Raw genomic sequence first — 12,997 nt, 5'->3', positions numbered from 1 at the left:
CATTTGAGACATCCATAACATAATAAAATAAGAAGCGACCAATGAGTTGAATAAACAAATTACTAATGTAATCATTGATTCTATGATGACAACGAGAATTATCGAGTTTTGTTTTATACCGTGGATAATTTTTAGTGCAAATTCTGTGCTTCGGGAAGAAAATGTTCGTTTACACAACACAATACATATAACCGCAGCAAACAATGTCAACATTATATATATAGTGTTTGTTAATATGGAGAATCTATTCAACACTTTGTCGACGGTGCTTCTTACATCAAGAGCTGTTATAATATTGTATTCTGGTATTTTTTCCTCACCAAGCGTTTTTTTTGTTGTGTTAATATCATTTTCGCTAACTTTATCACTTAACACTATCTTAACATTGTCAATGTTACTGCTTAGCTTGAATCTGAATAATGTACTTAAGGGGATAAAGAGCTGATTGTTGCTCTGATATTTCGATAACCCAAGACTGTCCAGGAAGTCCATTTTCATTTTTGGAATTACGCCAATAATTTTAAACGGTATCCCATTAAGGAAAACAATCCCATTGTGTAAATATGGACTATCCTCACTAACAATAGCAACATCTCCATTAAATTCCATGTTATTGGTGGTTATTTTATTTATGGATAAACCTAGTGCATCAATACCTGTCACTGATAAAGGTTTGTCATCGTAAGGTGTTTGACCGCCATTGAATATATAAGTTTTTGAGTATGATAATGATTTATATATAGGAGATAATACTTGCATTACCTCATTAATGTTTTTTTGATTATAGATGTCAATAGAAATAACATTGTCACCATAAGTTTTGAGCTCTTCTTCTGCTTTTTTTGAAACACTAAAAATCAACGAATCAGTAATTGTTATACCGATGAAACTAAGTGTTAAAAAAATCACAAATGTGAAAATTTGCTTTTTATTTTCAGCAATATTTTGCAAAGCATCTTTAATGTAAAAAAACACAATCATTTTTTTGAAAAAAATACACCGAATGCAAAGATTCGCATTCGATGTGTTTAAGTTATTTATTAACGTTTGGCAAGGTATTTTTTATTTAATCCAGCTAGCTTTATACCACCAGCGTTTGATGCCAACTTTATTAACTTTTTGAACATCAGTTTTTAATGTCAAAGGTGATATTGGGGTAACATTACCGCTAAACGTGTCAACAGTACCATCATTGAACTCATGATGCCCATCATAAATATGGACACCTTTCACTTTTCCTTCATTTATACCCTGCATACACACTGAGTCAGTCGTTCGGTATACCATATAACCCGCAGAGGTAGGACCTGACCCCGTAGCCATAACACAACGGCTCGGGTCTACCCTGTCTGGGTTCCAGCCGCTGCCACCCGCAAATGCGTTCAAACTTAATCCCATCAGAGATACTAAAATATATTTCTTCATTGTAACCTCTTATTGTTAATAGATAATATATTTGTCATGCAACAAGTTGCATGTACTGCACTTACGCTCCCTCAGTCACTTACTTATGCAAGCTCTTGGGAACTCACTTATACACTACCTGTAACTCGAATTATTTAGAGTATAAAACTATTAGCATATCTAGTATCTAATAGTGTTTTATTTTATTACATAATAGAAAAAATCTATTATGTGCAATTATTTAATAGAATAATAACACGTGCAACGAATTTTAAGTGTTTCTTGAGTGACATAAAATAAGTGTGGTGTCCATATCCTCCTATCGTGAATCAATATAAATGATTTACACCTAACACTATAAAATGTTCAGAAAGCCATCGCAATAATAAAAAATAAGACATTACGATAATATTATAAAGCATTGCTTTGTTGGGGGATGACGTATGTAGCAATGAAAGATAACAAATGCCGGTAATGGTACGGAGAAATCCTCAGTAATAGGCGGGTAAAAAAGACGGGCATAGAGTTTTGTGGTCGACTGGTTGTGCTAACAATTCAGGAGATCACCTCTATGCCCGTTCGCTCATCATGCCAAAAGTTTTTCCGTGATGATTTGACTCCATTTCATCAGTACCGCCAGAATGCCATCCTTGACGCCACTGCTGCGCTTAGTCGGGACGCATCCCTCATCCTTACCAGCATTGGACGGTATATGCCAGGTAATGCTCAGGTTAAAACAAGATTAAGCTCATCGATCGCCTGCCAGGCAATGACGCTTTACACCGCGATATCCCGGCTATTTTTCATAATATTACCCGGTTTCAGCCCCGAGACCTTACGTTGTGCGTCATTGCCGTTGACTGGAGTGGTTATCCTTCTCAGGCATTCCATGTTCTGCATACTCCCCAAGTTTGCGACGGGCGTTCTATATTACTTCTGGATCAGGTTGTATCGTCATTCTGGCAACAAATTGCTCAGTTCTATAAGAATTTTCTTGATACGCTTGCAATCACTATTGCTCCGAATAAACCGGATAAAAATTACCTTTAAACACAGCACCATGACCGCCACAAGAGCATATTTCGTCAGCATGTTTATATTGCCTCCATGCGAAGAAGGGACTACCATCCAAATTGTTGGGTTTGGAGTGGCAGCCCCAGGGTTGATAGAAATATCTCCTGGGGCTTCATCTTTCCAGACCTCAGAGTTAACCTGAAACCGGAAAGCTTCAGGCACCCGCTGTTATCTTACCCTTCCTTAGCAAAATATCTGTTTATTTATACAGTAAATCCTGTTCCGGACTTCTCACACTACTCATTTGATCAACCGAAGCTGAGCCAGTTTTTTTCTGCACGCCCCAATCGTCAAAATTCTTCGCCGCCAGCCAGCTCTGCCGCTACTTGTCACATTGCAAAAGTAGCCAAATTGCTTCAGTAGCAATCAGTTCACCATCACCAAAAAAAGAAACATTCCAGAACTTCCGCATCTCGCCCTGCCGCTGACACTTCTATACTGGAATGAAAACGCCAACATAAGAGAAACCTATGCCATTACCCGATTTTCATGTCTCTGAACCTTTTACCCTCGGTATTGAACTGGAAATGCAGGTGGTTAATCCTCCGGGATATGACCTTAGCCAGGACTCTTCAACGCTGATTGACGCGGTAAAAAGCAAGATCACTGCCGGGGAGGTGAAGCACGATATCACCGAAAGTATGCTGGAACTGGCGACGGATGTTTGCCGTGATATCAACCAGGCTGCCGGGCAATTTTCAGCGATGCAGAAAGTCGTATTGCAGGCAGCCGCAGACCATCATCTGGAAATTTGCGGCGGTGGTACGCACCCGTTTCAGAAATGGCAGCGTCAGGAGGTGTGCGATAACGAACGTTATCAACGGACGCTGGAAAACTTCGGCTATCTCATTCAACAAGCGACTGTTTTTGGTCAGCATGTTCACGTTGGCTGCGCCAGTGGTGATGACGCTATTTATTTGCTGCACGGCTTATCACGCTTTGTACCGCACTTTATCGCCCTTTCTGCCGCATCGCCGTATATGCAGGGAACGGATACACGTTTTGCCTCCTCACGACCGAATATTTTTTCTGCCTTTCCCGATAATGGTCCAATGCCGTGGGTCAGTAACTGGCAACAATTTGAAGCCCTGTTTCGCTGCCTGAGTTACACCACGATGATCGACAGCATTAAAGATCTGCACTGGGATATTCGCCCCAGTCCTCATTTTGGCACGGTGGAGGTTCGGGTGATGGATACCCCGTTAACCCTTAGCCATGCGGTAAATATGGCGGGATTGATTCAGGCCACCGCCCACTGGTTACTGACGGAACGCCCGTTTAAACATCAGGAGAAAGATTACCTGCTGTATAAATTCAACCGTTTCCAGGCCTGTCGCTATGGGCTGGAAGGCGTCATTACCGATCCGCATACTGGCGATCGTCGGTCACTAATGGAAGACACCTTGCGTTTACTGGAAAAAATCGCCCCTTCTGCAAATAAAATTGGCGCATCGAGCGCAATAGAAGCACTGCATCGCCAGGTCGTCAGCGGTCTGAATGAAGCGCAGCTAATGCGCGATTTCGTCGCCGATGGCGGCTCGCTGATTGGGCTGGTGAAAAAGCATTGTGAGATCTGGGCCGGTGACTAAGCCGGGAATTGCCTTACAGAAGAATATCCCCGACAATGGTGTTTTACTTACATTTAACAATGTTATGAAACACCCCTTAGAAACCTTGACCGCAGCAGCAGGCATTTTGCTGATGGCTTTTCTCTCTTGCCTGCTGCTGCCCGCCCCCGCGCTGGGGCTGACGCTGGCACAGAAACTGATGGCCACGTTCCATCTGATGGATCTGAGTCAGCTTTACACGTTGTTATTTTGCCTATGGTTTTTAGTGCTGGGCGCTATTGAGTATTTTGTTCTGCGCTTTATCTGGCGACGCTGGTTCTCGCTAGCGGATTAAACGTCGATTATCGCCGAACTTCGCGGCATACTTTGCTTATTTTCCTTCGCCTAAAGGAACGTTTATGGATAAGCAATCACTGCACGAAACGGCGAAACGCCTGGCCCTTGAGTTACCCTTTGTCGAGCTTTGCTGGCCTTTTGGCCCGGAGTTCGATGTTTTTAAAATTGGCGGCAAGATTTTTATGCTGTCGTCAGAACTGCGCGGCGTCCCCTTTATCAATCTGAAGTCCGATCCACAAAAATCCCTGTTAAATCAGCAAATATACCCGAGCATTAAGCCTGGGTATCACATGAATAAAAAGCACTGGATTTCGGTGTATCCCGGCGACGAAATCTCTGAATCGTTGCTCAGCGATCTGATTAACGATTCGTGGAACTTAGTGGTTGATGGCCTGGCTAAACGCGATCAAAAAAGAGTACGTCCAGACTAAAGCGGAAATCTATAGCGCATTTTTCTCGCTTACCATTTTACTTCGATCCTTGTAATCTGCTGGCACACAAACATCTTTCACAAGGAGTCTTTATGGATATCATTTCTGTCGCCCTAAAGCGTCATTCCACTAAGGCATTTGATGCCAGCAAAAAACTTACCCCGGAACAAGCCGAGCAGATCAAAACCCTGTTGCAGTACAGCCCATCCAGCACCAACTCCCAGCCATGGCATTTTATTGTGGCCAGCACGGAAGAAGGTAAAGCGCGTGTCGCTAAATCCGCCGCCGACAATTACGTGTTCAACGAACGTAAAATACTTGATGCCTCGCACGTCGTGGTGTTCTGCGCGAAAACCGCAATGGACGATGCATGGCTGAAACGGGTTATTGACCAGGAAGATGCTGACGGCCGCTTTGCCACGCCGGAAGCGAAAGCCGCGAACGATAAAGGCCGTAAGTTCTTCGCCGATATGCACCGTAAAGATCTGCATGATGATGCAGAGTGGATGGCAAAACAGGTTTATCTCAACGTCGGTAACTTCCTGCTGGGCGTTGCGGCACTGGGTCTGGACGCGGTGCCAATCGAAGGTTTTGACGCGACGATCCTCGATGAAGAATTTGGTTTGAAAGAGAAAGGTTACACCAGTCTGGTGGTCGTACCGGTAGGCCATCACAGCGTGGAAGATTTTAACGCTACCCTGCCAAAATCTCGTCTGCCGCAAAGTATCACCTTAACTGAAGTGTAATTCTCCTTTATAGCCGGGAACTGATCCCGGCTATTTCACATCAGATTTTCCTGATTTGCATAACCCTGTTTCAGCCGTCATCATAGTCCGCTGTTGTATACAGGAGACGTTATGCAGGATTTAATATCCCAGGTTGAAGATTTAGCGGGTATTGAGATTGATCACACCACCTCAATGGTGATGATTTTCGGTATTATTTTTCTGACCGCCGTTGTAGTGCATATTATTTTGCACTGGGTGGTATTACGTACCTTCGAAAAACGCGCCATTGCCAGTTCACGGCTGTGGCTGCAAATCATTACCCAGAATAAACTATTTCACCGTTTAGCTTTTACCCTGCAGGGGATTATCGTCAATATTCAGGCGGTATTCTGGCTGCAAAAAGGCACCGAAGCGGCTGATATTCTGACCACCTGCGCACAGTTGTGGATCATGATGTATGCGCTGCTTTCAGTCTTCTCGTTGCTGGATGTTATTTTAAATCTGGCGCAGAAATTCCCGGCAGCAAAACAGTTACCGCTGAAAGGGATATTTCAGGGGATAAAGCTGATCGGCGCTATTCTGGTCGGCATTTTGATGATCTCGCTGCTGATTGGTCAGTCACCGACCATTCTGATCAGTGGTCTTGGCGCAATGGCTGCCGTGCTGATGTTGGTATTTAAAGATCCGATTCTTGGTCTGGTGGCAGGTATTCAGCTTTCCGCGAACGATATGCTGAAACTGGGCGACTGGCTGGAAATGCCGAAATACGGCGCGGATGGCGCGGTGATCGATATTGGTTTAACCACCGTCAAAGTACGTAACTGGGACAATACCATTACCACTATTCCCACCTGGTCTCTGGTTTCTGACTCCTTTAAAAACTGGAGCGGAATGTCAGCCTCTGGTGGACGACGCATTAAACGCAGTATCAGTATTGATGTCACCAGCATTCGCTTTCTTGATGAAACCGAAATGCAGCGGCTGAATAAAGCGCATCTGTTAAAGCCTTATTTAACCAGCCGCCATCAGGAAATTAATGAGTGGAACCGCCAGCAAGGGTCTACGGAGTCAGTATTAAACCTGCGCCGAATGACGAATATTGGAACATTTCGTGCCTATCTGAACGAATATCTACGTAACCATCCACGTATTCGTAAAGATATGACCTTAATGGTACGTCAGCTTGCACCGGGCGATAATGGTTTACCGCTTGAGATATATGCGTTTACCAATACCGTAGTGTGGCTGGAATATGAAAGCATTCAGGCGGATATTTTTGACCATATATTTGCCATTGTCGAAGAGTTTGGTCTACGACTCCATCAGTCACCAACCGGAAATGATATTCGCTCTCTGGCGGGTGCATTTAAGCAATAATAAAAAAACCGCTCTCATCGAATGGATGAGAGCGGCTTCAGATTGTTGACATCGTTTTGTCGGATGCGGCGTGAACGCCTTATTTCCGACGCAGCGTTTTAAACGCCACAAACAGGAACACAATCCACACCGGCAGTAGGATCGCTGACAAGCGCATATCATCTATTGTGCACATCAGCAGCAAAATCATGCCGAGAAAGGCAATGCAAAGATAGTTGCCAAACGGATACATCAGAGCTTTGAAGCGGGTTTCACGCCCCTGACGTCGCATCGCCGCACGAAAACGCAGATGCGCCAGGCAGATCATAATCCAGTTAAGTAGCAGCGTTGCCACCACCAGCGCCATCAGCAAACCAAACGCTTTTTGCGGCAGCAGATAGTTAATCAACACCACCAGCGAAGTGATCGCTCCGGAAAGCATCAGCGAGTTAATCGGAACACCGCGACGGCTTACGCGAGTCAAAAACTTCGGCGCATTACCCTGCACAGAAAGGCCAAACAGCATCCGGCTGTTGGAGTAAACTCCGCTGTTATACACTGACAGCGATGCTACCAGAATGACGAAGTTCAGCGCAGAAGCTACCACGTTGCTGTCGAGATTATGGAAAATCATCACAAACGGGCTACTGTTGGATTTCACTTCCACCCACGGGTAGAGCGCCAGTAAAACCACCAGTGAACCGATATAAAACAGCAGGATGCGATACACGACCTGATTCACTGCTTTAGGGATGCTTTTTTCTGGATCGCGCGCTTCAGCGGCAGTAATCCCAATCAGCTCCAGACCGCCGAAGGAGAACATAATCACCGCCAGCGACAAAATCAGCCCATTCCAGCCGGTGGCAAAGAAACCACCGTAGCGCCAGAGGTTATCGATACTGGCTTTCTCGCCGCCGTGACCAGAAAACAGCAGCCACAGGCCAAAACCGATCATGCCGATGATCGCCAGCACTTTAATCAGCGCAAACCAGAACTCGGTTTCGCCATATAAGCGCACGTTCACCAGGTTAACGGCGTTGATGATAATAAAGAAGGCGGCAGCCCAAATCCACGTTGGAACATCCGGGAACCAGTACTGCATATAGATGCCCGCAGCGGTCAGCTCTGCCATTCCCACCAGCACGAACATCACCCAGTAGTTCCAGCCGGAGAGGAAGCCTGCAAACGGTCCCCAATATTTATAGGCAAAGTGGGCAAACGAACCAGATACCGGCTCTTCGACCACCATCTCGCCGAGCTGGCGCATAATCAGGAAAGCGATGATCCCGGCAACGCCGTAGCCCAGCAATACAGCCGGCCCCGCCATCTGAATCGCCGGACCAATGCCAAGAAACAGACCTGTACCAATGGCGCCACCCAGCGCAATTAGCTGAATATGACGGTTATGTAATCCCCGATGAAGCGTCGGTTCTTGATTCGACGCAGTATCTTCCGATACGGTTGACGCGTTTTTCACGCCTTTCCCCTGTGTGTCTTTTTTATTGAGGGGCTCCTTTTAACATTTAGTGCTGGTCGTCGCAAGACACAATCCACACAGTTAAACCGGGTATCCCTTTCTTATGCAAATTGCCGACAAAAAGTACCTTGTTATTGCCAATTAGGGTGTTAACGCCTTATTTGGCCTACAGAAATGTGCAAATTCAATAAATTATAATTCACGCTGTAGGCCTGATAAGCGTAGCGCATCAGGCAATTTTGCCTAAATCCGATGCCGGTGCAGCCACATCAGCTTATACGCCGCCGGGATAATAAACAGCGACAGCAAAGGTGCAGTAATCATGCCGCCAATCATCGGCGCGGCGATGCGACTCATCACCTCTGAACCCGCCCCCGTTCCCCACAGAATCGGCAGCAAACCGGCGATAATCACCGCCACCGTCATCGCTTTCGGGCGCACGCGCAGTACCGCGCCGTGATACAACGCCTCATCCAGTTTCTGCTCGCTAAAGGTCTGCGGGTTATCCAGCGACGGCTCTGCCTCTATGGCGTGACGTAAATACATCAGCATCACCACGCCAAACTCGGCAGCGACTCCGGCGAGAGCGATAAAACCGGTGCCCGTCGCGACGGAAAGATGAAAGCCCATCCACCACAGGAACCAGATGCCGCCCACCAGCGCAAACGGTACGCTGCTGATAATCAGTAACGCTTCCCCCACGCGACGGAACGCCAGATATAACAGCACGAAGATGATCATCAGCGTCATCGGCACCATGAGTTTCAGCTTATGGTTGGCGCGCTCCAGTAACTCGAACTGACCGGAAAACGCCACGCTGGTGCCCGGTTTCAACTGCACTTTCTCGGCAATCGCTTTTTGCAGATCGTGAACCACCGACACCATGTCACGATCGCGGGCGTCGATATAAATCCAGCTTGTCGGGCGCGCATTCTCGGTTTTCAGCATCGACGGTCCGGTGGAGACGTTAACGTCGGCCACGTCCGCCAGGGTGATTTGCTGCTTCATCGGCGTCAGGATCGGTAACTGTCGCAGCGCCTGCGGGCTATCGCGCCAGCTTTGCGGATAACGCAGATTAATCGGATAACGGGCAATTCCTTCCACCGTTTCGCCAACCATCGCCCCGCCCACCGCAGAAGTCACAAACAACTGCACATCCGCCACCGTCATACCGTAACGCGCGGCTTTTTCACGGTTAATCTCAACGTTGATATAGCGCCCACCTTCCAGACGCTCGGCAAGGGCCGAAACCACGCCTGGCACCGTTCGCGCCACGTCTTCAATTTGCTCCGCCATCGCGTCGATATCCGCCAGCACAGTGCCGGAAACTTTAATGCCGATGGGGCTTTTAATGCCGGTCGAGAGCATGTCGATGCGGTTACGGATTGGCGGCACCCACAGATTCGCCAGCCCCGGCAGCCGCACGGTGTTATCCAGCTCTTCGATGATTTTGTCCATCGTCATGCCTGGTCGCCACTGATCCTGTGGCTTAAGCTGAATGGTCGTTTCTACCATCTCCAGCGGGGCAGAATCGGTGGCGGTTTCCGCTTTCCCGGTCTTGCCAAACACCCGCGCCACTTCCGGCACGCTCATAATCAGCTTGTCGGTTTTTTGCAACATACTCGCTGCTTCCGACGCGGAAATCCCCGGCAGCGTCGAAGGCATATACAACAAGTCGCCTTCATTGATCTGCGGTAAAAATTCCCCGCCAACTTTATTCAGCGGCCAGATAACCGTCAGCACCGAAAGCGCCGCCACCAGCAGCGTGGTTTTCGGCCAGTGCAGTACTTTCAGCAACAGCGGATGGTAAATACGAATCAAAAAACGGTTGAGCGGGTTACTGCTTTCTGGCGGAATTTTGCCACGTATCCAGTAGCCCATCAGGATCGGGATCACCACGATCGCCAGCAGCGCCGCACCCGCCATGGCATAGGTTTTGGTGAACGCCAGTGGGCCAAACAGACGCCCTTCCTGCCCTTCCAGGGTGAAGATCGGGATAAACGACAACGTGATAATCAGCAGACTGATAAACAGCGCCGGCCCCACTTCAACAGATGCATCGGTGATAATCTGCCAGCGCGTTTTATTATCCAGCGTGGCGTCAGGATGCTGGTGCTGCCACTCTTCCAGCCGTTTATGCGCATTCTCGATCATGACGATAGCGGCATCGACCATCGCCCCGACGGCAATCGCAATGCCGCCCAGCGACATAATATTGGCGTTCAGTCCCTGAAAGTGCATGACAATAAAAGCAATACACAACCCCAGCGGCAACGAAATAATCGCCACCAGCGCCGAGCGCACATGCCAGAGAAACAGCGCGCAGACTATCGCCACCACAATAAACTCTTCCAGCAACTTGCCGCTGAGGTTGTCGATGGCGCGATCAATGAGCTGGCTGCGATCGTATGTTGTAACTATCTCCACGCCTTCCGGCAGACTGCTTTTCAGCGTTTCCAGCTTGTCCTTCACGGCGGCGATCACTTCACGGGCGTTTTTGCCGGAGCGCAGGATCACCACTCCGCCCGCCACTTCGCCTTCGCCGTTCAGTTCCGCAATGCCCCGGCGCATTTCCGGCCCTACCTGGACTTTCGCAACATCACGCAGATAAACGGGCACGCCATTTTCACTGGCTTTTAAAACGATGTGATTAAAGTCGTCGAGCGTTTGCAGATAGCCGCTGGCGCGCACCATATATTCCGCTTCCGCCAGTTCAATCGACGAACCACCCGCTTCCTGGTTTGAGGCATCCAGCGCGCTTTTAACTTCAGCGAGACTGATGCCATATTGCGCCAGGCGCTGGGGATCGATAACCACCTGATACTCTTTCACCACACCGCCCACCGACGCCACTTCCGCAACGTCAGGGATGGTTTTTAGCTCATATTTGAGAAACCAGTCCTGCAATGAGCGTAAATCGGCCAGATCGTGCTTACCGCTGCGATCCACCAGCGCGTATTCATAGATCCAGCCAACACCCGTGGCGTCTGGCCCCAGCTCGGCGCTGACTCCTGCAGGCAGCTTACCCTGCACCTGGTTGAGGTACTCCAGCACCCGCGAGCGCGCCCAGTACGGATCGGTGCCATCTTCGAAAATGACATACACATAAGAGTCGCCAAACTGCGAGAAACCGCGCACGGTCTTCGCACCAGGCACCGACAACATGGTGGTGGTCAGCGGATAAGTGACCTGATTTTCAACGATTTGCGGAGCCTGACCGGGATAGCTGGTTTTAATAATCACCTGCACATCGGAGAGATCCGGCAGTGCATCCACTGGCGTGTTAATGATGGTCCAGGTGCCCCAAATGCTCAGAAACAACGCGCCCATCAGCACCAGAAAACGGTTCGCCACCGAGCGGCGAATAATCCATTCAATCATTGGCTATTCCCTCAATGCGCGTGGGTAGCACTTTCAGAGCGCATCCGCTCCAGCGCGCCAGAAATATTGGCTTCAGAATCAATCAGGAACAGGCCACTGGAAACCACCTTTTCCCCTTCCACCAGACCAGAGCGTAGCGCGGTGACGCCTTGCGAGGCCTGGAAAACGGCAACGCGTTTCGGTACAAAGCGTCCGTCGGCATCAACGGTAATCACCCGCTGTTCGTTACCAGTATCAATCAGCGCCTGTGACGGAATGAGCAGCATCGGTTCGCTGGCGGTGTTGAGTTGCAACCAGGCGTTCATTCCCGGTTTTAGTGCCTCGTCGGCATTATCGACTTCCAGACGCAGTTGCAAAGTGCGGGTCGCGGCATCCACGCCCGGTAGTAGCGTCCATTTGCGGATGGTGAGCGTTTTATCGGGTCGCGCCGGAACGGTGAGCGTAAACTGCGAGGCATCTTTCACCAGCCAGGCGATGGACTCCGGGATCGCAGCAGTGACCCACACCGGATCCATACCCTGAATTTTCGCGACCACGTTATCTTTGGCGATATTCATTCCCGCGCGCAGATCAAACGCGGTGATCACGCCATCAATGGGCGCTTTGAGCGTAAAGCGAGTCTGGATTTTTTGCGTGGCGATCAGGCGGCGAATATCAGCCTCCGGCATTCCCGCCAGTCTCAGCCGCTCAAGAATGCCTTCAGTCTGGGTCGCCGTACCGCCGGTTTCGCGCAGCAGTAAATACTCACTCTGCGCTTCCACCCAGTCGGGAATGGTCAGGTCGAGAAGCCGTGTGCCCTTTTGCACTTTATCGCCCACGGTAAGCGGATACACCTTGTCGATAAACCCGGCGGCGCGAGCCTGCACAATGGCATACTGATACTCGTTGTAACTGACATTCGCCGGGAAATTCTGGGTAAACGTCAGCGGCCCGCGCGTGACGGTAGCCGTTTTCACCCCCAGATTCTGCGTCTGAGTCGGGTCAATGCGCACACCAGACGCAGAACTCTCTTCATCGGCATATTTCGGCACCAGATCCATATCCATAAACGGCGATTTACCTGGTTTATCGAACCGCGTATTGGGATACATCGGGTCGTACCAGAATAAGATTTTACGTTCTGCGGTTGGCGTTTTTTCCACTGGCGGTTCCGCCTTTGCAAACCAGGTAAAACCTGCCGCAGAAATAATGCCGCCCGCGATCATGCTGCCGATAATAAGCGCGATTTTTTTCATTGAATTA

Annotated in this window: 10 protein-coding genes and 2 pseudogenes; 7 read left to right on the top strand and 5 right to left on the bottom strand. The window is 48.8% G+C overall.

Annotation, left to right across the window (positions count from 1 at the left end):
- Together A7098_RS19800 and A7098_RS19795 are read right to left on the bottom strand one after the other, a co-directional pair.
- On the bottom strand, window positions 1-981 hold a 981-nt coding region (locus tag A7098_RS19800; RefSeq protein ID WP_105281337.1), incomplete at its 3' end, for a permease.
- Window positions 982-1,062: 81 nt separating this feature from the next.
- Window positions 1,063-1,425: a hypothetical protein gene (locus A7098_RS19795; RefSeq protein ID WP_001561605.1), complete on the bottom strand. Its 363-nt coding sequence runs from the start codon at window positions 1,423-1,425 to the stop codon at window positions 1,063-1,065.
- A gap of 550 nt (window positions 1,426-1,975) precedes the next feature.
- On the opposite strand from A7098_RS19795, the pseudogene A7098_RS24300 reads away from it, so the two are divergent.
- The 7 genes and pseudogenes from A7098_RS24300 to ybdG all read left to right on the top strand — a co-directional run.
- Window positions 1,976-2,430, top strand: a pseudogene (locus A7098_RS24300) (IS4/IS5 family transposase); the annotation flags it as partial.
- Window positions 2,431-2,464: 34 nt separating this feature from the next.
- Window positions 2,465-2,726: pseudogene (locus A7098_RS24415) on the top strand (hypothetical protein).
- Between the two features lie 222 nt (window positions 2,727-2,948).
- Window positions 2,949-4,067 (top strand): YbdK family carboxylate-amine ligase, encoded by a 1,119-nt coding sequence (locus A7098_RS19780; protein WP_105281336.1) that lies wholly within the window; start codon window positions 2,949-2,951, stop codon window positions 4,065-4,067.
- A 64-nt stretch (window positions 4,068-4,131) separates the two neighbouring features.
- A complete protein-coding gene (locus A7098_RS19775; protein ID WP_000682507.1) occupies window positions 4,132-4,380 on the top strand; it encodes a DUF1158 domain-containing protein in 249 nt (82 codons plus the stop codon).
- 64 nt (window positions 4,381-4,444) lie between these two features.
- Window positions 4,445-4,813: an MmcQ/YjbR family DNA-binding protein gene (locus A7098_RS19770; RefSeq protein WP_000360945.1), complete on the top strand. Its 369-nt coding sequence runs from the start codon at window positions 4,445-4,447 to the stop codon at window positions 4,811-4,813.
- Between the two features lie 92 nt (window positions 4,814-4,905).
- Window positions 4,906-5,559, top strand: coding sequence for an oxygen-insensitive NAD(P)H nitroreductase (nfsB, locus tag A7098_RS19765; protein WP_105281335.1), 654 nt, complete (start codon window positions 4,906-4,908; stop codon window positions 5,557-5,559).
- Window positions 5,560-5,670: 111 nt separating this feature from the next.
- Window positions 5,671-6,918 (top strand): mechanosensitive ion channel YbdG, encoded by a 1,248-nt coding sequence (gene ybdG / locus A7098_RS19760; RefSeq protein WP_001153137.1) that lies wholly within the window; start codon window positions 5,671-5,673, stop codon window positions 6,916-6,918.
- Window positions 6,919-6,997: 79 nt separating this feature from the next.
- On the opposite strand, the gene pheP is transcribed toward ybdG, so the two are convergent.
- The 3 genes from pheP to cusB form a co-directional block, all read right to left on the bottom strand.
- Window positions 6,998-8,374 carry a phenylalanine transporter gene (gene pheP / locus A7098_RS19755; RefSeq protein ID WP_085460495.1) on the bottom strand — a complete coding sequence of 459 codons (1,377 nt, stop codon included), beginning with the start codon at window positions 8,372-8,374 and terminating at the stop codon, window positions 6,998-7,000.
- 243 nt (window positions 8,375-8,617) lie between these two features.
- Window positions 8,618-11,755 carry a Cu(+)/Ag(+) efflux RND transporter permease subunit CusA gene (gene cusA, locus A7098_RS19750; protein ID WP_085460494.1) on the bottom strand — a complete coding sequence of 1,046 codons (3,138 nt, stop codon included), beginning with the start codon at window positions 11,753-11,755 and terminating at the stop codon, window positions 8,618-8,620.
- A gap of 11 nt (window positions 11,756-11,766) precedes the next feature.
- Window positions 11,767-12,990 carry a Cu(+)/Ag(+) efflux RND transporter periplasmic adaptor subunit CusB gene (gene cusB, locus A7098_RS19745; protein WP_105281334.1) on the bottom strand — a complete coding sequence of 408 codons (1,224 nt, stop codon included), beginning with the start codon at window positions 12,988-12,990 and terminating at the stop codon, window positions 11,767-11,769.
- Window positions 12,991-12,997 lie beyond the last annotated feature (7 nt).

The organism is Escherichia sp. MOD1-EC7011, assembly GCF_002965005.1.
GTDB classification, from domain to species: domain Bacteria; phylum Pseudomonadota; class Gammaproteobacteria; order Enterobacterales; family Enterobacteriaceae; genus Escherichia; species Escherichia ruysiae.
Note: the sequence above shows the minus strand (reverse complement) of the source record. Positions and strands in the feature narration are given on the sequence as shown.